This window comes from Flagellimonas sp. 389 (genome assembly GCF_018449435.1).
Classification (GTDB): Bacteria; Bacteroidota; Bacteroidia; order Flavobacteriales; family Flavobacteriaceae; genus Flagellimonas.
This window is the reverse complement of the sequence record NZ_JAHCMU010000007.1, coordinates 1-20,733: the sequence shown is the minus strand read 5'-3', so window position 1 is coordinate 20,733 and position 20,733 is coordinate 1. Positions and strand designations below refer to the sequence as shown.

The 20,733-nt window shown below is 38.7% G+C and carries 18 protein-coding genes; 16 read left to right on the top strand and 2 right to left on the bottom strand.

Annotation, left to right across the window (positions count from 1 at the left end; genetic code table 11):
- Window positions 1-3: 3 nt before the first annotated feature.
- The 16 genes from KIM67_RS07420 to KIM67_RS07340 all read left to right on the top strand — a co-directional run bounded on the left by KIM67_RS07420 (window position 4) and on the right by KIM67_RS07340 (window position 19,356).
- Window positions 4-1,605 (top strand): RagB/SusD family nutrient uptake outer membrane protein, encoded by a 1,602-nt coding sequence (locus KIM67_RS07420; RefSeq protein ID WP_213830712.1) that lies wholly within the window; start codon window positions 4-6, stop codon window positions 1,603-1,605.
- Between the two features lie 11 nt (window positions 1,606-1,616).
- Entirely contained in the window at window positions 1,617-2,810 is a 1,194-nt protein-coding gene (locus KIM67_RS07415) for a hypothetical protein (protein ID WP_213830711.1), read from the top strand.
- 11 nt (window positions 2,811-2,821) lie between these two features.
- A complete protein-coding gene (locus KIM67_RS18685; protein WP_298868341.1) occupies window positions 2,822-4,384 on the top strand; it encodes a PKD domain-containing protein in 1,563 nt (520 codons plus the stop codon).
- 40 nt (window positions 4,385-4,424) lie between these two features.
- Complete coding sequence (locus KIM67_RS07400) at window positions 4,425-5,336, top strand: polysaccharide lyase family 7 protein (protein WP_213830710.1); 912 nt, start codon at window positions 4,425-4,427, stop codon at window positions 5,334-5,336.
- 61 nt (window positions 5,337-5,397) lie between these two features.
- Window positions 5,398-6,321, top strand: coding sequence for a polysaccharide lyase family 7 protein (locus KIM67_RS07395; protein ID WP_250149190.1), 924 nt, complete (start codon window positions 5,398-5,400; stop codon window positions 6,319-6,321).
- A gap of 181 nt (window positions 6,322-6,502) precedes the next feature.
- A complete protein-coding gene (locus tag KIM67_RS07390) occupies window positions 6,503-7,210 on the top strand; it encodes a FadR/GntR family transcriptional regulator (RefSeq protein ID WP_213830709.1) in 708 nt (235 codons plus the stop codon).
- A 226-nt stretch (window positions 7,211-7,436) separates the two neighbouring features.
- Window positions 7,437-8,726, top strand: coding sequence for an MFS transporter (locus tag KIM67_RS07385; RefSeq protein ID WP_213830708.1), 1,290 nt, complete (start codon window positions 7,437-7,439; stop codon window positions 8,724-8,726).
- 35 nt (window positions 8,727-8,761) lie between these two features.
- Entirely contained in the window at window positions 8,762-9,526 is a 765-nt protein-coding gene (locus KIM67_RS07380; RefSeq protein ID WP_213830707.1) for an SDR family NAD(P)-dependent oxidoreductase, read from the top strand.
- A gap of 43 nt (window positions 9,527-9,569) precedes the next feature.
- Window positions 9,570-10,322 (top strand): SDR family NAD(P)-dependent oxidoreductase, encoded by a 753-nt coding sequence (locus KIM67_RS07375; protein WP_213830706.1) that lies wholly within the window; start codon window positions 9,570-9,572, stop codon window positions 10,320-10,322.
- A 36-nt stretch (window positions 10,323-10,358) separates the two neighbouring features.
- Window positions 10,359-11,405 carry a sugar kinase gene (locus KIM67_RS07370; RefSeq protein WP_213830705.1) on the top strand — a complete coding sequence of 349 codons (1,047 nt, stop codon included), beginning with the start codon at window positions 10,359-10,361 and terminating at the stop codon, window positions 11,403-11,405.
- An 8-nt stretch (window positions 11,406-11,413) separates the two neighbouring features.
- On the top strand, window positions 11,414-12,082 hold the full coding sequence (locus KIM67_RS07365) for a bifunctional 4-hydroxy-2-oxoglutarate aldolase/2-dehydro-3-deoxy-phosphogluconate aldolase (RefSeq protein ID WP_213830704.1): 669 nt from the start codon (window positions 11,414-11,416) through the stop codon (window positions 12,080-12,082).
- Between the two features lie 6 nt (window positions 12,083-12,088).
- Window positions 12,089-13,366, top strand: coding sequence for an NRAMP family divalent metal transporter (locus tag KIM67_RS07360; protein ID WP_213830703.1), 1,278 nt, complete (start codon window positions 12,089-12,091; stop codon window positions 13,364-13,366).
- A gap of 155 nt (window positions 13,367-13,521) precedes the next feature.
- On the top strand, window positions 13,522-15,108 hold the full coding sequence (locus tag KIM67_RS07355) for an aldehyde dehydrogenase (NADP(+)) (RefSeq protein WP_213830702.1): 1,587 nt from the start codon (window positions 13,522-13,524) through the stop codon (window positions 15,106-15,108).
- 134 nt (window positions 15,109-15,242) lie between these two features.
- The gene (locus KIM67_RS07350; RefSeq protein ID WP_213830701.1) at window positions 15,243-15,755 is read left to right on the top strand and encodes an RNA polymerase sigma factor; all 513 of its coding nucleotides are present in this window, start codon (window positions 15,243-15,245) and stop codon (window positions 15,753-15,755) included.
- Between the two features lie 49 nt (window positions 15,756-15,804).
- Window positions 15,805-16,719, top strand: a complete 915-nt coding sequence (locus KIM67_RS07345) for a FecR family protein (protein ID WP_213830700.1) — start codon at window positions 15,805-15,807, stop codon at window positions 16,717-16,719.
- Between the two features lie 9 nt (window positions 16,720-16,728).
- On the top strand, window positions 16,729-19,356 hold the full coding sequence (locus KIM67_RS07340) for a carboxypeptidase-like regulatory domain-containing protein (protein WP_213830699.1): 2,628 nt from the start codon (window positions 16,729-16,731) through the stop codon (window positions 19,354-19,356).
- Between the two features lie 7 nt (window positions 19,357-19,363).
- On the opposite strand, the gene KIM67_RS07335 is transcribed toward KIM67_RS07340, so the two are convergent.
- Window positions 19,364-19,966, bottom strand: a complete 603-nt coding sequence (locus tag KIM67_RS07335; protein ID WP_250149189.1) for an SCO family protein — start codon at window positions 19,964-19,966, stop codon at window positions 19,364-19,366.
- Between the two features lie 289 nt (window positions 19,967-20,255).
- Window positions 20,256-20,543 carry an EF-hand domain-containing protein gene (locus tag KIM67_RS07330; RefSeq protein WP_213830697.1) on the bottom strand — a complete coding sequence of 96 codons (288 nt, stop codon included), beginning with the start codon at window positions 20,541-20,543 and terminating at the stop codon, window positions 20,256-20,258.
- Between the last annotated feature and the right edge of the window lie 190 nt (window positions 20,544-20,733).

Genomic DNA, 20,733 nt, shown 5'->3' with positions numbered 1-20,733 from the left:
GTTATGAAAAGAATATATAAAATAGTAATAGTTTGTTTTTCCTTGATAGCTTTGTTCGCAAGCTGTGAAGAGGAACTTGACCTAAGTAACCCTACAGCGCTCTCATTAGAAGAGTTGCTTCAGACAGATGATGGTTTTCTATTGTTGGCAAATGGGATATTGGATGCTTATCAAAAAGTGCCCGCTAATGAATTTTTGTTGACAGAACTTCGTTCGGATAATGTACGGGCCAATACAGAAAACGGAAACTTTCCTTTAATCGCATCGTATAATGTCGATGTCAACAATGGGGATGTAGCTACATATTATTCCAACAATATGGCTACGATAAAGCATGCAAATACAGTTATTGACAATCGGTTTTTAGCTCCAGAAAGTCAACAGTTTACTGTTGGGGAAGCATATTTTATGAGAGCTTTATGTCATTTTAATCTAGTTAGGGCCTATCAAAATGTTCCCTTTATCGATAAGGTGTTGGATATAAACGAAGATGAGGCTTTGGACTACCCTCAGTTACCAGAAGCTGAAGTTTATGATAGAATTATCGAAGATTTTAGGACTTCAATAGCTTTTCTTAACGGTGGTGAACAGAATAGATATCGACCTACAGAAGGTGCGGCAATCTGTATGGCGGCAAAAGCCTATCTCAGTCAGCCAAATCCTAATTATGTAGAGGCTGAGTTGTTATTGGCCTCTGTAGTGGAAAACAATGCAGCTTTCAATTATGACCTACTGTTTGTTGAAAGGGATGATGCAGAGAACTTTGTATTTAATCCAGACCCTTTAGATCCTGGTGTTGACTTACTGACAGACGCAGAGTATAATGCCAATTTATCCATACTATATGGCAACGTATTTGGCAATGAGTTTTCGGGTGGTTTTTCAGAATCCGAGATAGTCTTAGATGGTAGTTGGTCAAACAATCCAGGATTGGAAATCAATGATGAGATCATATTCTCCATTGCTTATGATTTGTTTAGTAGCGATAACTATGTAACGAGTGATAGTGGTCTGGACGATCAGGTTGAAACCGATTCGGAATCCCATAGTTTTGCAATGACTTTACAAGGTCCTTCCAATGGTGTCAATATTGCAACACTTGACTTTTTGGAAGTGATGACACCAGAACTGCAACCTGTAAGATTTCCTGCCAGTATCCAAGTATTGTCCTATAACCCAAGCGTTATTACAAATGATACTTTTAATGATAAGTTTCCTACCGATGGAGAGATTGGTGACAACGATTGGATTGTCCTAAGATATGCTGACGTTCTATTGCTATATGCTGAAGCAATTTTAGCTGGTGGTGAAAGTACTACAGACCCCAGGGCCGTTGCTGCATTCAATCAGGTTAGGGCAAGGGCCGGTCTAGAGGAGGTCGTTAACTTGACAAAAGATGCCCTGTTGGAAGAGCGAAGGGTAGAGTTTGTTTACGAGAATCAACGCTTATATGATTTGATTCGATTTGGTGAAGCAGATAACATCTTACAGCAATTTTCAGACGAAAACAGTCTGTTTTACACAAGCGAGCGAAAATATCTTCCATTTCCACAAAGGGAGATAGACAACTTGCCCAATTTTTATGAACAGAATCCTGGATACTAAAATTAACTACGATGAAAACAAATTTATTTAATTTAAAATGGGGTGTTTTGGGAATAGTGGTTTCCTTGATGTCCTGTGTAAGTGATGATTTAGCAGAAGTTGGGGACAACGTGGATTTAACCGGTCCTACACCTTTTTACAACTTGGCTGACATTTCCACTTCGGAATTTGATTGTAACGATGTTGAATTATCAGCAAATTATGAGATTAACTTTCAGGCTGGTTCCAATTTGGCAGTGAATGGAACGCAATACCAATGGTCTGTTGAGCCAGCTGAAGGAATTACTTTAATACATAAAGATTTACCCATTTTAAAGCAATTGATAGAAGCTGAGCTTGCCACTGTGGTTGCACTGGAAGAAGAAATTGCAAAAATAGAGTTCAGGATACCCTGTGAAGATGATTTGGATAGGGTAGAAGTGCTGGAAGCTGAAGTTGCTGCACTAGAGGCACAATTGGCATTAGCTGAAGCTGCAGTTTCAGATGAGACGCGGCAAAATGTTAAAAATTTAGAGGATCAAATCGCCGCTTTACCTCCAGCAACATTGCAAGATCGTGAACTCATTATTTCATTCCCGGGTCCAGGAGATTATAACGTTGGGTTGGTGGTGACCGATAACTTAGGTAAGTCAGAAACCACGGAACGAACAGTGACTGTAAATCAAGCTGTTCCTACCATAGCCGTTCCAGAAATAGCGGAACCCAGTTTTGAGGACAATAGCTTATTTGATGGCACAGGTGATGGAAGGGATTCGTGGAGAGCGCCAAACAATGATGACTGGAGCCCTTTTGGAGCTGGTACAACGGTTATCCAAATCAATTCGACATCTATAGAAGGTAGGTTGCCCGATGGTTTTCAAGCTGCCAAATTTCCTTCTGATGGAGCTAGGGTCGCCTATCAAGAAATTGATGTGACACCTGGAGCAGAATATGTGCTCACCTATTTTAGTGAGTTCGATGACAGTAGCTTTGGTGACATTACCGTATCCATATTAAATCCTGATACTGCCAATTATACGGAATCGCTACTGGATGAAAATATTGTTGCATCAAGGACAGATAGCAATGTTGGTCGAGTTAGCGATGTTTTTAAACAACACGCTATCACATTTGAAGCAGGTGAGAACGAAAGTGTCATTATATATGTAACGAATACCGGTGTTGAGAGTAGACTTGATTCTTTCGCCATAAGTGTTAAACAATAGAAAAATTTATCATGCAGAAAAAAATAAAATATTCCGTTAGTAGCGCTATAGCACTGGTGTTTTTGGCTGTAAGCTTTCAATCTTGTTTCGATTCAACATTTGAAGAGTTTGTGCCGCCTACTGGTAATGTGAACAACATACAGCCAAATACGCTCTTTACAACAAGTACAGATGCCGATGATAACCTGACCGTAGTTTTCAGAAGTTATTCTACGGATGCGACATCTTATTTATGGGATTTTGGAGACGGTAATACCTCGTCAGAGGCAAACCCCAATTACACCTATGCTGAAGGTGGTCTATTCAAAGTGAAATTGACAACGACCAGTTCAGATGGCTTAATAGCGGTAGATTCAACAGAAGTATCGCCTATTGCTGTTGATTTTGATTTTGATACAATAGATTCAGAAGTTATTTTTGAGAACCTGACCACAGGTGCAAGTTCATTGGTGTGGGATTTTGGAGATGGCGAAACGCTTGATTGGAACGCTGAAGATACCGAAGAAGATACAGATTTTAGTCCAACTTATATCTATTCCTCTGCTGACGTTTTTGAAGTAACACTAACAGCAACTAATTTTCTGGGCGTTGAGGTAGCTACCAGTAAAATTATACAAGGTTTAGAATTGTCCACGGTACCTGATTTTACCTTTTCCGTTTCATCTTTGACTGTTGAGTTTACAGATGATTCACTTTTAGCGGTATCCCACAGTTGGGACTTTGGAGATGGTAATACTTCGGATGAAGTTAATCCAACGCATGAGTATGCTACTGATGGTACCTACGATGTCACATTGACCACAACCAATGATGCAGGTGTTTCAAAAAGTATTACCAAAGCAGTTCCTGTAGGAGGTATTCAAGCTACCTTTGCTGCGGTTATACAAAATGCTGATTTTGAGACCTACCCCACTGCGCAGAACAATAATAATGATCTTGTAGATGCTTGGACCGTAAATCCAGACAATACCTTTAATGATGGTACTGACACTCCTTTTGATTTCTGGAGAAATGAAGATTTAGAAGCATGGGTTTCTGATAGGAACAATAATGGTAACACTGCTTTGGAAGGTACAGATCAATATGATAGAAATGGTACTGACAAAGCGAGTTCATCTAGTTCAAATGCGCAATCTGATGGAGGTACTTCAGGTAGGTCGATTAAGTTTGATGGAACAGGTGAAAGAGCCTACCAACCATTTGAAATAGAACCTGGTGTGGAATATACTATTTCAGCTTTTGTGAAAACAGAAAGTACTCCGATTGGTGATTCTGAAGGCGTATTCTATATTTTATCTGATGAGCCTGCTGCTGATACGGACTTAGCTTCATTGGCACTTGTTACTGAACCTGTGATTTCTGATGCTATTAATGGCTGGCAACAAGTTTCCTTTAGCTTTACCGCAGATGCTTCATTTAAGTTCCCTCAAAGTAGGGTAGACGAGAATGCAAACGATATTTTGGTATCAACAGATCAAAATTTTGTTATTTTCTATTTTGTTCCCACCAATACAGTGACTGTAGACAATGAAGTATTCTTAACTGATGTAGTTATAACTACCCCGGGATTCTAATTCTAAAACAAAGAATAGATAAACTAAACAGTAGTAAAAAATGAAGTGCTTCCGAAAAGAAATAGTAGGTTTTATTTTAATAATATTTCTATCTGCTAACGCTATTTGTCAAGACATGACAAATAGCGTTACAGAATCGGATGTGAAGGTTGAAAAACGTAAAAAGAAGAAAAAGAAATACAAGCTGCCCAAGGTCGATTTAAGCCATTGGAAGGTCACCATACCCGAAGGTAGTGGCAAAGGTGGTGCCATTAGTGTAGCACCACCAGAGATTCTGGACTACGCTACCAATGAAGTTTTAAAACCGTACATGTACAACGATTCTACCACTGGTGCCATCACCTTTTATGCCTATCCTTCAAAAGCGACCACGGCAAACACTAAATATTCAAGATCTGAGCTTCGGGAACAAATGGTACCTGGCGAAGACAATGTCAATTGGACCTTTGCGGACGGAGGTTATTTAAGAGCAAAAATGGCAATCGATGAAATCACAAAAAAAGATGATGGTAAATACCATACAGCTATTATAGCGCAGATTCATGGCAGGTTGACCAATGAACAAAAAGAATTGATCGGTCAAAAGGACAATAACGCTCCACCCATACTAAAAATCTATTGGAAAGATGGCAAGATCAGGGTCAAGACCAAGGTTTTAAAATATTCTGGGGTATCTGCTGAAGGAATCTTACTTAAAGAGGCTTGGGGAGATGATGAAGGTCGTTCGTTCGAAGAAGAAGTCGGGTTTAGAAAATTTGTAATTGAAGTAAAAGTTTCTGACGGTAAAATGGTAGTCTCTTTAAACAAAAATGAATTCTTTGTTTACGATAGTCAAAGCATCAAAAGATGGGGTGTTTTTGAAAATTATTTTAAGGTGGGCAACTATTTTCAGACAAGGGATAAAGGAGCATACGCCAAGGTCAATTTGTATGAATTGTCTGTTGAGCACTAATGATTCTATTTCTAGTAAGACGAATCTTAAGTCAATCCGTTAATGACCAAAAAGTAAAGTATTGAAGAAGTTGATTTTCTTTTTTTGTTTCTTATTGGCACTTGTCGCATGTCAGGATACTGCTTCGGATTTGTTAGACGAAGAAGCTGAGGCCGTGAAAGATGAAGTTATTGATGATGAGGTAGCGGATGCAGACTCTGATACTGAAGACAAAACGTTTAAAATACCTGAAATTGATTTGAACAATTGGAAGGTGACATTGCCTATAGGTGAAAATGGGAAACCGATAGAAGTCGAGCCTCCCGAGATTTTAAGTTATGCTACAAATGAGACCCTTTTGCCCTTCATGTACAATGATTCCATTGAAGGTGCCTTGGTTTTCTATACCTATCCCGGAGTAACTACACAAAATTCTTCGAGGTCTAGAACAGAATTAAGAGAGCAAATGGTTGCTGGAAGTAATAGTGTGAATTGGAAATTCTCTGATGGTGGAAGAATGAAGGGAACTTTAAGGATGGAAGAGATTTCAAAAGATGGTGCCGATGCATATCACAGAACCATGGTCATGCAAATTCATGGTCGTTTAACAAATGCGCAGCGCGATTTGATTGGGCAAAAGGACAATAATGCCCCACCTGTGCTCAAAATCTATTGGAATAAGGGAAAGGTAAGGGTAAAGACCAAGGTTCTTAAAAATCCTAATGCTTCAGATACAGAAGCATTACAAACGGATGCATGGACGGATGATGAAGGTTTTAATTTTAGCGAAGAAGTAGGGTTTAATAAATTCTCACTGGAGGTTTTGGTTTCTGATGGCAGAATGGAAGTAATTTTAAATGATACGGAATCAATAGTCTATGAAGATGACAATATAAAAAGATGGGGCATTTTTGAAAATTACTTTAAAGCAGGAAATTATCTGCAGACAACGGACGCAGATGCATACGCTAAAGTTAAATATTATGATTTATTGGTTGAACATTAATGAGTTTTTGAGTTAGTAGTTTAGTTTAGAAGAGAGGGCGCTATAGTACATAAAAGGACGAATAGCGTCCATTCTTATCAAATTGAAATACTTTAATAAAAATAGGTCTTAATTGTTAAAGTTATTTTATAAATTTAACAAACCAATCTGGTTAACCAATTTCATCAATTTTTAAAATACTATGAAAGTTGAAATACTAACAAATTACGAAAAGCACGATGTACAGCAGAAAATAATTGCTAAGCTTCGTGATTTAATTGAATACAAGAATTTAGAACCCGGTGATAAATTACCATCGGAACGTATGTTGTCCGAAAAGTTTGAGGTGAGCAGAAGTAATGTTAGAGAGGCGATACAAAAGTTGGAATTTTTTGGAATTTTAAATTCAAAGCCTCAAAGTGGAACTTTCATCGCAGATATTGGTAGGGTGGCCATGAGCGGTATGTTGGATGATATTTTGCGTTTAGAGGACCCGGATTTCAAATCACTCGTAGAAACAAGGATTTTACTGGAATTGAAGACGGTAAAACTCGCTTCACTAAGGAGAACTGAAGAAGATTTGGTAAAAATGCGGGATGCCCTTGATGCATATAACAATAAAGTTCTTAACAAACAGGACGCTGTGGAGGAGGATTTGCTTTTTCATTTGGCCATAGCCAATGCAAGTAAGAACAGTACCATGAACACGTTCATGTTGATAATTACCCCAGAAATCATTACAAATTTCGAGAAGTACCATGTTTGTGATAGCAATCAATCTTTTTTAGGTATTCAGGAGCATGAAGATATTTATGAGGCCATAAAAAAACAGGACCCAAAAATGGCGAGGGAAAAAATGAAGGTCCATTTTAAAACGTTGTACCAATACTGTTACAACACAGAAGAATAGAAAGTATAGGTTGAAGATAGAATTGCACGCTTTTATCAACAACCATTAAAATAAAGGAGGGAAGTAGAACTTAGCAAAACATTTATATGCCTGAAAATTAGTGGCTTGCCATATCCATCAGGTTTTAGTTTTATAAGTTTTGATATTCAGAATTGCCATTTGGAGACCATCAGGTTTTTCAAAATGCTATCTGGTACTTTTTCCACTAACTATAAAATGAACAAAAATGAAAGTTAAAGGTTTAAGATGGGTAATAATCGGGCTGATATTTATAGCTACAGTTATAAATTACATAGACAGAAGTGCCCTTGGAATAATGTGGGGGGGATTGGACAAGGAAGGAACAATAGCCCATTCACTTAACTTAACTAAAGAGCATTATGCATTAATCTTGAACATCTTTATGGTGGCTTATGCACTGGGACAATTATTTTCAGGAAAGCTGTTCGATAAAGTTGGAACAAGAATAGGTTACGTAATCAGTATTGGAATCTGGGGATTGTCCTCTTTTTTACATTCAACTGTAAGAGGATTGTTTTCAATCGCGATCTTTAGAAGTACGTTGGGCTTGTCAGAAGCTGGTAACTGGCCAGGAGCAGTAAAGAGTAATGCCGAATGGTTCCCTATTAAAGAACGGGCCATAGCGCAAGGATTGTTTAATGCAGGGGCATCTATAGGTTCTGTGATCGCTCCTATTCTAATTGCATCTTTATTTGTTGCTTACGGTTGGCGAATTACCTTTATGGTAGTAGGTTCTTTTGGAATGCTTTGGATTATTCCATGGCTGTTGATCAATAAGGCCGGACCAAAAAAACACCCTTGGATTACCGAGGAGGAACAAAAATTTATTGTTGAAGGGCAAAGTGAAGCAGATCAAAAGGCAACAGAGGGTACCAAAGGTAAAAGTTTAAAGGAAATCCTTTCCTATAAAGAATCGTGGGCGGTTGTTGTTGGTCGTTTCTTTTTAGAGCCAATATGGTGGTTGTTTGTCGGTTGGATGCCTATTTATTTGTTCGATGTGTATGGATTCAATGTGAAGGAAGTAGGTATGTTCTTATGGGTACCTTATGTAGGAGCAGCCGTTGGTAGTATAGCCGGAGGATTTGTTTCCGGAAAAATTATTGCAAAAACAAATTCAATAGATAAAGGGAGAAAGACAACTATTTTTGTTGGAGGTGTCATTATGTTGTTAGGGCTTATAGCAACTGTTCTTATTGGGGATACAGCAGAAAAATTTGTAGCGATTGTATTTGTTGTATTATTCGGGTTTCAATTTGCCATCAGTAATGTACAAACACTTCCAAGTGACTTTTTTAGCGGAAAATCCGTTGGTTCTTTGGCCGGATTAGGAGGAATGATCGGGGTATTCTCTGTAATTGTAATGAATTTTCTAGTGCCCTTGGTTGTCGACAAATTTTCATATACACCCATTTTTATAGCAATTGCAATATTTGTCCCTCTCGGAGTAGCGGCCATTTATTTCTTTGCCAGAAAAATTCAATCAGTAGAAATTTAAGTAATCAAAATACAAATCAAAAATAATAAATAGTGATGAGTGATTTAAACGGAAAAGTTGCCGTAGTGACAGGTGCTACAGGAGGTATAGGATTTCAAGTAGCCAAAAGACTTGGTAAAGACGGATATACCGTAATTCTAAATGGTATAGAAGATGAAGCCGGGGCTGAAAGAGTAAAAGAACTTATTGCCGAAGGTATTACGGCTGAGTACTATGGTTTTGATGTTACCAATGAGGAGGCGGTGACTTCAAACATCAATACAATTGGGGAAAAATACGGTAAGATAGATGTCCTTATCAACAATGCCGGGGGCTTGGGAGGAAGATCCCGATTTGAAGAAATGACCACTGAATTTTATAGAGGTGTAATGGCATTAAATCTTGATTCGACTTTCTTTGTGTCAAGAGCGGCAATTCCTTTCCTTAAAAAAGGAGAGAATGCTTCGATAATAAATTATACATCCATTGCTGGTTGGAATGCTGGAGGACCTGGTGCCGGTATTTACGGAACGTCTAAAGCTGCAGTACATGCAATTACAAGAGCATTGGCAAAAGACCTTTCTGAATATGGTATTAGAGTGAATGCGGTATCGCCAGGTACAATTGATACGCCATTTCATACACAGATTAAATCCACTAAGCCAGAAGTATTCGCTTCTTGGAAAAACAATATTCTACTAGGACGATTGGGACAACCAGAGGATGTAGCTGCTGTTATTTCATTTTTGGTCAGTGATGATGCTGCTTTCTTGACCGCTGAAACTATCCAAGTAGGTGGTGGCCAAGGTTTGGGCATCTAAGTGAAGAATATTTTAAGATAAAACATTTACAAGTAAATCAAGAATGCGTTTAAAAGGTAAAGTAGCCGTAGTCACCGGAGGTGGTCGTGATATTGGCCGTGCAGTATGTGTAAAATTGGCAAAAGAAGGTGCTAAGGTTGTAGCAAACTATTTTGAAAGTGAAACCGATAGTATCGAAACGATGGCAGCAATTGAAGCTGTTAATGGCGAAGCCATTTCAGTTTATGCCGATGTCACCAAAAAGGGTGACATTGACAACATAGTAGCCAAGACGAAAGAAGCGTTTGGGGGAAAAGTTGATATTTTAATCAATGTTGCGGGAGGTTTGTTTGCTAGAAAAACAGTTGAAGAATTGGACGAACAGTTTTATGACTTGGTAATGGATGTGAATTTCAAGTCGACCGTATTCGTGACCCAAGCCTTTAAACCCCTAATGGGCAAAGGTGCTTCAATTGTTAATTTCGCCTCTCAGGCCGGACGTGATGGTGGTGGTCCAGGGTCAGCAATTTATGCATCTTCCAAAGGCGCGGTCATGGCGTTGACCAGAAATTGGGCCAAAGAGTTAGGTCCGCAGGGCATACGTATTAATGCAGTATGTCCGGGAATGATAGCCACTAAATTCCATGATGATTTTACCAAAGATGACGTTCGTGTCAAAGTTGCGGAAAGCACACCCTTAAGAAGAGAAGGCAACGCAAGTGAAGTAGCGGATTTGGTTGCTTATCTAGCTTCCGATGAAGCTTCTTTTATTACAGGAAATAATATCGATATTAACGGAGGCTTGGCATTTAGCTGAACACCGTACTATCCAATAAATAAGTAAAAACAAAAAATGAAAAAAGTAGTCACTTTCGGAGAAATCATGCTTCGTCTGGCACCTCCCGGATTTTTAAGATTTTCACAGACCAATACCTTCGACGTAGTTTACGGAGGAGGTGAATCCAACGTTGCCGTTTCCTTGGCCAATTATGGAGTACCGGTAGATTTTGTCACAAGGTTGCCAGATAATGACATAGGACATTGCGCCCTTATGGAAATGCGCAAAAGAGGTGTAGGTACCGAAAAGATGGTCTTTGGCGGTGACCGTTTGGGCATTTATTTTTTAGAAACGGGTGCTGTTAGTAGGGGGAGCAAGGTGGTCTATGACCGTGCCCATTCGGCTATGTCCGAGATAGAAAAGGGGATGATTGATTGGAAAAATGTTTTTGAAGGAGTTGAATGGTTCCATTGGACTGGAATTACCCCAGCCATTTCTCAAGGTGCTGCAGATGCCTGTCTAGAAGCGGTAAAAGCCGCCAGTGATTTAGGTATCACTATCTCAACAGATTTGAACTATAGGGCCAAATTATGGAAGTACTGCGGTGACAAGGAGCGTGAAGCAATCATGACTGAACTTACATCCTACTGTGATATTGTTCTTGGGAACGAGGAAGATGCCGAGAAACATTTTGGTATCAAACCAGAAGGATTGGATATAACCACACAAGGGGAGCATGTAAAGGCCGAAGCATTCTTATCGGTCTGTACCCAAATGATGGAAAAATTCCCAAAGGCAAAAAAAGTGATAACTACCTTAAGAGGTTCCATATCGGCTTCCCACAATACATGGGCAGGCGTGCTTTATGACGGAAAGACCATGTTCAAATCCCCAGAATATCAAATAACCCATATTGTTGATAGAGTTGGAGGAGGAGACTCGTTTATGGGTGGACTGATTTATGGGTTGCTGAAATATCCTGAAGATGACCAGAACGCATTAAACTTTGCCGTTGCCGCTTCTTGTTTGAAGCATACCATAAAAGGAGATGCAAACTTGGTGACAGTTTCTGAAGTTGAAAAATTGATGGGCGGGGACGCCTCAGGAAGAGTAGCTAGATAGAATACGATATGGCACAATATTCAAGATTAGAAGTAGTACAGGTGATGGGGAGCAATGGAATGGTTCCATTGTTCTACCATCCTGATGTGGAACTTGGTAAAAACGTACTAAGGGCTTGTTATGATGGTGGTGCACGACTACTGGAGTTTACGGCTAGGGGCGACTTTGCTTTTGAGGTATTTTTAGAACTGAACAAGTTTGCGATACAAGAGCTTCCGGGAATGATTATGGGAGTAGGCTCCATTACAGATGCTGCTGCAGCTTCCATGTTCATGCAAATGGGAGCGAATTTTATCGTTACCCCATCGTTACGGGAAGATATTGCAAAGGTTTGTAACAGGAGAAAAGTACTTTGGTCTCCGGGTTGCGGCTCATTGACCGAGATCAATCGTGCTGAGGAATTGGGTTGTGAATTGGTTAAATTGTTTCCTGGGTCCACCTATGGTCCGGACTTTGTGAAAGCTATCAAGGGTCCGCAACCATGGACAAGTGTGATGCCCACAGGTGGGGTGAGTACCGAAAAAAGTAACCTAAAAGGATGGTTTGATGCAGGTGTGACCTGCGTAGGCATGGGTTCCAAGTTGATAAGCAAGGACGTTCTTGCAAAAAAAGACTTTAAAGGTCTTGAAAATAAGGTCAAAGAAACCTTGGCGATTATTTCGGAACTTAAAGCATAAGCAAAAATGCCCGATTTGACCCCAAGCCCATCTATATGGAAAAAGATATTGGGGGTCGTATTGGCATTTGGGCCGGGTATTTTTGCCATTGGTTATACCATAGGTACAGGTAGCGTAACTTCAATGATCGTTGCCGGTAGTACTTACGGCATGCAATTGCTATGGGTATTGTTGTTAAGTTGTTTTTTCTCGGGAGTTTTGATGTACGTTTATGGTAATTATGCTCTGCTTACGGGAGAAACAGCATTGTTTGCATTTAAGAAGCATCTTAAATACGGAAAATTAATAGCTATACTTATTATCGTTGGAATCTCATTTGGACAGTGGAATTCGTTGATGGGTATACTGGGAATATCCTCGAATATCATATTTGAGATTATCCATATATATTTTCCTGGTGTTGCAGACCATCAATATGAAACCGTATTAAGTATAGCCATTGTTGTAATCGCCACTATGTACGGTCTTTTGCTCGTTGGAAAATATACTTTTTTTGAAAAGATATTGGTGTTTTTTGTGACTATAATGGCCTCCTCGTTTCTTATTTCTCTTTTTATGGTCTACCCATTGCCTCTGGAAGTAGTAAAAGGATTAATACCATCTGTGCCTGATGTAGAAGGTGGGCAAATTATGGTAGCGGCATTTGTAGGAACCACAATGGCAGCTGCGACCTTTTTATCGAGACCACTTTTTGTACAAGGAAAAGGATGGGGCATAAACGATTTGAAACAGCAAAAGAGAGACGCGATAATAGCCGCTTGTTTGGTATTTGTCATTAGTACTACTATCATGGCTGTTGCCTGTGGTGCATTGTTTCATCAAGGAGAACCGGTTACCAAAGTTTTGGATATGGTGGGAGTCTTGGAACCTGTGGCAGGGAAATTTGCGCTTACCCTTTTCTTTTTTGGCACCTTGAGTGCAGGTTTATCTTCAATTTTTCCCTGTCTATTGATCGCACCAATTTTGGTAGCGGATTATCGGTCCGGAAAATTGGATACCAGTTCAGGGCAGTTTAAAATCATCACATTTATAGCCTGCTTATTTGCTTTGATAGTGCCAATTTTTGGTGCCAACCCAATTGAAATGCAAATTCTATCCCAAGTATTCAATGTATTTGTTTTGCCGCTGGTAATTGTTGGAATTCTTTTTCTTATCAATAACAAAAAAGTAATTATGAGAGAGCATCGTACTGGCAAATGGATCAACATCATTTTGATACTTTCGTTGATCTTCGCCTGCCTAATTTCATACAACGGTATATCGGCATTAATGAATTATCTTTAGTACGGATGCAGTACAAAGAACCCGTTTAGACTTTTCCGATAGCTCATAGAACTATCATTCTTGTTAAATGACGAGGCAACTTCGCTTCAATCCAAAGCATTCAAATGAGTTCAAAACATTACTTTTAAACTACTAAACTTCTTATTTTAAATATTATGGGAACAAGCGGAAAAAATTTCTTGGGGTATCGTTCTTCAAATATGGGAGACACGGTTTTTCGTGCTAAAAACCCTTCTACAGGAGAGGACCTAACTACAAAATTTTACGAAGCGACGGATACTGAGATTGATGAAGCCATTGCCTTAGCTGAACACGCCTTTGTGACCTATCGAGAAAAATCTGGACATGAAAAAGCTTCATTTTTAGATGCTATTGCTTCAGAATTACAGAAACTTGAAGAAGATCTGATTGCGTTATGTGGTCAAGAAACTGGTTTGCCCGCCGGTAGATTAAAAGGGGAACTGGGGCGTACAACAGGACAATTAAAACTTTTTGCCTCCGTATTAAGAGATGGTTCCTGGGTAGACGCAAGAATAGATTTAGCAAATCCAGAAAGAAAACCAGTTCCCAAACCAGATATTCGTTATATGCAAATGCCTTTGGGTCCTGTAGGCATTTTTGGGGCCAGTAATTTCCCATTGGCTTTTTCGGTAGCTGGTGGTGATACCGTCTCGGTCCTGGCGGCAGGTTGCACAGTTGTCGTAAAGGCCCATCCTTTACATCCGGGAACTTCTGAATTGGTTGCCAAAGCAATAATCACGGCGGCCAAGAAATGTAATATGCCCAATGGTGTATTCTCAATGGTCCATGGAGTTTCCAACAGCGTTGGACAGGCAATCGTCAAACACCCTTTGATAAAGGCAATCGGTTTTACGGGTTCCTTTAAAGGAGGAAAAGCTTTGTTTGATGAAGCTGCCAAACGAAAAGAACCAATCCCGGTGTATGCAGAAATGGGTAGTGTCAATCCAGTATTTATCCTACCAAAAGCGATGCAAAATAGCTATGTAACTATTGCAAACGGTTTATCGGGCTCTGTTCAATTAGGTGTTGGTCAATTTTGTACCAATCCAGGGATTACCGTACTGCCTAAAGTAGATCAGACAGCCCTTTTTAAAGAAGAACTAAGAAATCCCATTTCAACTTCGGAATCGGCTACGATGTTGTCCACTTCCATCCAAAAAGGATACGAGTCAGGACTTGAAAAATTAAAATCCAAGACTAAGGTCGAATCCATCTCAAAGGGTGTCGAAAGGGAAGGATGTAATCAAGGCGTCGCTGAAATTATCGCTGTTTCGGCAAACAATTTTTTGGAAGACAAAGATTTGGAAGAAGAAGTGTTTGGTCCTTCAACACTTTTGATACAAACCCAAGAAAAAGATGAAATGCTAGCCATAGCAAATAGTCTGCATGGACATCTTACGGCAACTGTCCATGGTACCGAAGATGATTTACAAGCTTATGCCGATTTATTGAAAATTTTGGAACGTAAAGTAGGTCGGATACTCATCAATGGTTTTCCAACAGGGGTTGAGGTATGTCACGCTATGGTTCATGGAGGGCCTTTTCCCGCCACTACAGATGCAAGGATGACATCTGTGGGTACAGCGGCAATAACAAGATTTACAAGGCCAGTGTGCTTTCAAAACTTTCCAGATTTGTTGCTCCCAGATGAACTGAAACAGGCAAATCCATTGAATATTTTAAGAATGGTCAATGGAAAGTATGTCATTCCGGAGCATTAAGATTACAGCTTTCCCAATACTTTTAATATCCCTATTTCGTTGGGTTATTTGTGTTTTTCTACACATATTATTTAGTATTTTTGATAGAGGAACGACCTAAACAATATACCCCATCCCTCCTAAAATAGTGCTCCATGGCTGATACTGAAAACTCAGTTTGTGATAAGAAAGTTTTCAATCAAATTTTTGAGCTTAATTCCCAAACGCTTTGTAACTATCTGTATTACCAATGTGGTGATTTACAACAGGCAGAAGACCTGGCACAAGAGGCTTTTATAAAGCTTTGGAACAATTGTAAAAAGGTGATTGTGGAAAAGGCCAAAGCTTTTTTGTACACGGTTGCAAAAAATGCTTTTTATAATCAAGTGGCCCATAAAAAAGTAGTGCTGGAATACGCCAAAATTCCTAGAAGCTCATCGGATATTGAAACACCGGAATATAAAATTGAAGAGAACGAGTTTATGGAAAAACTCCAAAATGCGATCAATGCACTGCCAGAAGGACAACGAGAAGTTTTTCTGCTGAACAGGATTAACAAGAAAACCTATAAGGAAATTGCAGAAATGCTGGGAGTTTCGCAAAAAGCAGTAGAAAAGAGAATGCACAAAGCATTGGTTAAAATGAGAAAAACGATAAATAATATTTAAGGGGTAGGGTAATTCATGATTAACCTGTTCATTCATTGAATCCATAAAGATGTTCGAAGATAAAAATGATACCATATTAGCCAAATGGTTGGCAGGTGAGCTCACAACAGAAGAACAGGCCGAGTTTGAAAGCTCCCCTGAGTTTTTGGAGTATCAGCAGATTGTTCAGGGGATGGATCAATTTAAAGCACCAAACTTTAATACTACTTCATTAAAAAGTAAGGTGCTAGCTAAAATTAATGAAAGATCAAAAAGCAAAGTAATTCGTCTAAGACCCCTTCATTATGTTGTTGGTATGGCGGCTTCAATAGTTTTGATTATTGGTATTTTCTTTAATGAAGTATCCTATTCAACTTCATTTGGTGAGCAGTTTACGGTTACGCTGCCTGACGGGTCTGTAGTGGAGCTTAATGCGGGGACCACACTTGCCCATGAGCGTTTTTTTTGGAAGAATAACAAGACGGTAAACCTTAGAGGAGAAGCTTTTTTCAAGGTGACAAAGGGAGAAGGTTTTAAGGTTGAAACAGAATCAGGAACAGTTTCCGTACTGGGAACAGAATTCAATGTAAGAACGAGAACTGCTAATTTTTCTTTGACTTGTTATGAAGGAAAAGTCAGGTTTGAAACAATTAGTGCTGACAAAGAAGCTATTTTGGAACAAGGAGATGCTATCAAACTAATTGAAGCGAGTACCATCCAGAAGGTGAGAATCAATGAAACCTCCCCATCATGGATACAGGGCAAAAGCACGTTTTCCAATGTTGATTTGAACGAGGTCATCAAGGAGTTGGAAGCACAGTACGGAATCAATATTGAAAGCAATGCCTTAGGCAATGTAGAAGGTTTTACAGGTAGCTTTGTTCACGATAATCTAGAGATTGCATTGAAAACCGTATTTGTACCCATGGGTATTGCATATGAAGTTTCTGAAGATAAAAAAACAGTATTCCTCAAAATCCCGTAAACATTTGAAATGAAAAGACTGTTGTGTTTACTGTTTGTATTTGGTTCAATGGGAGCTTTTGGGCAAAAAATAATTACTGTTAATTATAATGGTACAAGTTTAAAAATGGTATTGTTGGATTTGGAATCCAAAATGGATATTTCTTTTTCTTATGCAGAGAATGTTGTTGCCGGTAAACGCGTAACACTTTCAAGTTCCAACATAACAGAAACTGATTTGTTGACCGAACTGATGGAACAGACTGGGCTGATTTTTGAAAAAGTTTCAGAAAAACAGGTCATTATTAGTAAGCCTTCCACAAAAACAGATGTTTGTGGTTACTTATTTGATAGTGATACAAGTACACCCCTGCCATATGCCACAGTGGTTTTAGCAGGTACCACAAATGGTACGATAACCGATGAAAACGGGTTTTTTCAAATACAAAATGTGGAGCAAAGCCAAGGTCTGCTTATTGAGTATGTTGGTTTTGCAGACAAGACCTTAAAAGTATCCGATTATGTTACAGATGATTGTAAAAACATAATTATGCTCCCAGAAACGCAGTCTTTGAAAGAAGTAGTGGTCTTGGCCTATCTCACTACAGGTATTGATAAGAATACGGACGGGTCGTTTACCTTGAACAACGCCAAACAAGGGATTTTACCGGGTTTGGTAGAACCAGATGTATTTCAGAGTATACAGTTGATTCCCGGGATTACCAGTCTGGACGAATCTGCTGCTGGAATTCAAATCCGTGGGGGTTCACCGGATCAAAACCTGATTTTTTTCGATGGCATCAAAATGTACAATACGGGACACTTTTTTGGAATGATTTCAGCATTTAATCCTTACGTGACAGAAAGTGCCAAAATTTATAAAGGGGGAGCAAGTCCAGAGTATGGTGACCGTATCTCGGGGGTTATCGATATAACCACTGATGCCAATGTGCCCAGAAAGACCACAGGAGGTATAGGAATCAACGGTACGCATGCGGATGGATTCTTAAAGGCTGCCTTAGGTGAAAAAGCTGCCCTGATCTTATCGGCAAGAAGGTCTTATACAGACGTCCTGGAAACACCTACATACACAGCGCTATCAAAAAAAGTGTTTCAAAATACAAGAGTGGTTACTGATGTGTCTGGTGAAATTATTGATGATGACGATGATGACATCAGCGAAATCCTGGGAGGAGATAGTTTCTTTTTTTACGATACCAATGCAAAATTACTTCTTCAACCTTCAAAAAATGATAATATTTCTATAAGTGGGCTTTTGACCAATAATGATCTGGATTTTTTCTCAAGGGATGAAGAAGACGTGACCGAGGATAAATTGATTGTTGAGAATCAAGGAGCCAGTTTTAATTGGAACGGAACCAAGTTTGGAAAATTACAGCATTCTTTAAAAGCATATTATTCCAGCTTTGATAGTGAATATGAGAACGTGGTAAGCGAAGATTTAGAAATAGAGGAACGAAATTTTAGAAGAAACACCGTCGAAGACTATGGATTTGATTTTAATCTGGCTTATGAGTTTATTCCACAACATTCCATAAAATTAGGATACCAATATTCCAATTTGGATGTTTTCTTTCAATTGTTTCGAGATGAACCTGATGGTGATGACGATCTTGATCCTGACGATGAAGATGAATTTCCGTTACCATCTTCCGCAAGGGAATTTAATGTAAGGCGTTCCAATACCAATCAAGCTAATTCGGTTTACGGAGAATATATTTTTCGACCACAAAATAAGGGTCTGTTAAGTTTAGGGGTTCGAGGGTCTCATTATTCATCTGTTGATGAACTTTTTCTAGAACCCAGGGTAAATATCGAATATCCTATTTTTCCCATAATTCGAGTTAAGGGAACTGCGGAAAAGAGGTATCAGCCAGTAAGCCAGCTTATAGAATTTGAGGATATTCAACTTCGATTGGAAAATAACATCTGGACACTTTCCAACGATAATGACATCCCAATTTTGGAAAGTACCCAGCTTTCAGCAGGTTTATTGGTCGACTCAAATGGTTGGACATTGGATATTGATGGATATGTAAAAAATATAACTGGACTTACCTCTTTTACCAATGGTTTTACAAACACAGCTGAGGAAATATCACAGGGAGAAAGTGATATTTTTGGGGTCGATGTCTTGTTGAAAAAGTCCATTGCAGATTACCGTATTTGGTTGGGATATACCTACAATAATGTGGAGTATACGTTTGAAGCATTACAAGCGAATCCTTTTCCTGGTAATAATGATGTGACCCATAATTTTAGAATATCCAATACCTTGGATGTTCAGAATTGGGAATTGTCTTTAGGATGGTCTTACAGAACCGGGACTCCTTTTACCCCTGTTGATAGCTTTAGTGCCACAACAGGTGCCATAAATTTTGGAAATTTGAACAGCAGAAGATTACCTAATTACCACCGTCTGGACGCTTCTATGTTATACAAATTTGGAAATACCAATGATAGTGGTTTTAGGGGTACGTTTGGCGTCTCTTTTCAAAACCTATACAATCGTCAAATTCCGATATCGGTTTTTTATCGTGTGGATGAGAATCCAGATACCGGCAGGCAAGAGTTAGACCAGATTGAGCAATTGTCATTGGGATTTATGCCTAATGCCACCCTAAGATTGTTCTTTTAATTAAAACTTAAATCTCTTTTTTCAAGGACTTTATGTCTGTTGTCAGCTGGGCTATGGATGATCTGTTCAATCCATTGTAAATACCTCTAATATGCTTTTCCTTATCTATCAGTAAGAAGTTTTCTGTATGTAAAAAGTCATCAACACTTTTGGGTTCGCCCAAATCGTTTTCCACAAAGTAGTGGTCTCGTCCAAGCGTATAAATTTCTTCTTTATCGCCAGTGACCAAATGCCATTTATTGGCCAATACACCATACTTATCTGCATATGCCTTTAATACAGATACAGAATCTATAGTGGGTGTTACCGAATGTGAGAGTATAAGGACTTCAGGGTCATCTTTAAAAGCTTCTTGTATTTTGGTCATATTGTTGGTCATCTTTAGACAAATACCCGGACAGCTTGTAAAAAAGAAATCTACTACATAAATCTTATTGTCAAAAGTTTTTTGTGTAATGGTGTCACCTAACTGATTAGTTAATTCAAAGTCAGGAATTTTATGAAATTCTTTTTCTTCTTTGCTCTCGGGGGTCATCCAATTTGGTGTAAAAGATTCATCACCAAAATAAGGAAGAAATTCAACTCTACTGGTTTCTTCAGCTTTTACCATTTCTTTCTTGATTTCTTTTCTACAACTTGAAAAACCAACCAATAGAAAAATACATAAATAACCAAGGAAATTAATTTTTAGATAATACCACATCTTCATTTTCTAGTTTATAACATGAATTAGCTCGCCTCATACCAAAAATCCTTCCGTTTTTGGCTTCATAATTTACATACATCTTTTCGTTTTTCAACCATGCCTGCTGCAACCCCATTTGTTTTAAAAACCAACTTTTTACTGTAATCGGTTATTGGAATAATAATCTATGGTATATCCATTTATAATATCGTTTTTAGTTTCTGTTAGACCTTTCTGGTCTCGGGGCTTTTTCGAATTCCTCTTCGGTGATATAACCATCTTCATCCGAATCAATCTCATCAAAGATATTTTTCAATCGCCCTTTAACTTCTGCTTTTGAAAGTTTTCCGTCCTCATCCTCATCCATTTTTTCCAATAGGTCTTCAAATGAGGGAGGTTCTCTTCTTTCTCTGTTTTGACCTTGTTGGGCTTTCAAATTACATGAGGTCAATAATCCAATTACTCCAATTGAAATTCCTAATTTTAAAGTGCTGATTTTCATAATTTCATTGTTTTACTTTTTAAGTTTAGATGCAATAGTTTTTAAAAACTTGTGGGTCTGAATATTTTTTTCTGTACTGATTCTAAAAATCATTCTAAATTGCATAAGGAATTTGTAGCCTTCCCTAAAAATAGGACAGCTTAAAATTAGAATTTTCTAACTTTAAATTTTAACTGTCACATGAAAAAAA

Coding starts and splice junctions, on each gene's coding strand:
- KIM67_RS07360 (WP_213830703.1), top strand. CDS start 12,089: ATGCCCGATTTGACCCCAAGCCCATCTATATGGAAAAAGATATTGGGG.
- KIM67_RS07390 (WP_213830709.1), top strand. CDS start 6,503: ATGAAAGTTGAAATACTAACAAATTACGAAAAGCACGATGTACAGCAG.
- KIM67_RS18685 (WP_298868341.1), top strand. CDS start 2,822: ATGCAGAAAAAAATAAAATATTCCGTTAGTAGCGCTATAGCACTGGTG.
- KIM67_RS07375 (WP_213830706.1), top strand. CDS start 9,570: ATGCGTTTAAAAGGTAAAGTAGCCGTAGTCACCGGAGGTGGTCGTGAT.
- KIM67_RS07365 (WP_213830704.1), top strand. CDS start 11,414: ATGGCACAATATTCAAGATTAGAAGTAGTACAGGTGATGGGGAGCAAT.
- KIM67_RS07385 (WP_213830708.1), top strand. CDS start 7,437: ATGAAAGTTAAAGGTTTAAGATGGGTAATAATCGGGCTGATATTTATA.
- KIM67_RS07355 (WP_213830702.1), top strand. CDS start 13,522: ATGGGAACAAGCGGAAAAAATTTCTTGGGGTATCGTTCTTCAAATATG.
- KIM67_RS07380 (WP_213830707.1), top strand. CDS start 8,762: ATGAGTGATTTAAACGGAAAAGTTGCCGTAGTGACAGGTGCTACAGGA.
- KIM67_RS07335 (WP_250149189.1), bottom strand. CDS start 19,966: ATGGTAAAAGCTGAAGAAACCAGTAGAGTTGAATTTCTTCCTTATTTT.
- KIM67_RS07330 (WP_213830697.1), bottom strand. CDS start 20,543: ATGAAAATCAGCACTTTAAAATTAGGAATTTCAATTGGAGTAATTGGA.
- KIM67_RS07400 (WP_213830710.1), top strand. CDS start 4,425: ATGAAGTGCTTCCGAAAAGAAATAGTAGGTTTTATTTTAATAATATTT.
- KIM67_RS07340 (WP_213830699.1), top strand. CDS start 16,729: ATGAAAAGACTGTTGTGTTTACTGTTTGTATTTGGTTCAATGGGAGCT.
- KIM67_RS07350 (WP_213830701.1), top strand. CDS start 15,243: ATGGCTGATACTGAAAACTCAGTTTGTGATAAGAAAGTTTTCAATCAA.
- KIM67_RS07345 (WP_213830700.1), top strand. CDS start 15,805: ATGTTCGAAGATAAAAATGATACCATATTAGCCAAATGGTTGGCAGGT.
- KIM67_RS07370 (WP_213830705.1), top strand. CDS start 10,359: ATGAAAAAAGTAGTCACTTTCGGAGAAATCATGCTTCGTCTGGCACCT.
- KIM67_RS07420 (WP_213830712.1), top strand. CDS start 4: ATGAAAAGAATATATAAAATAGTAATAGTTTGTTTTTCCTTGATAGCT.
- KIM67_RS07415 (WP_213830711.1), top strand. CDS start 1,617: ATGAAAACAAATTTATTTAATTTAAAATGGGGTGTTTTGGGAATAGTG.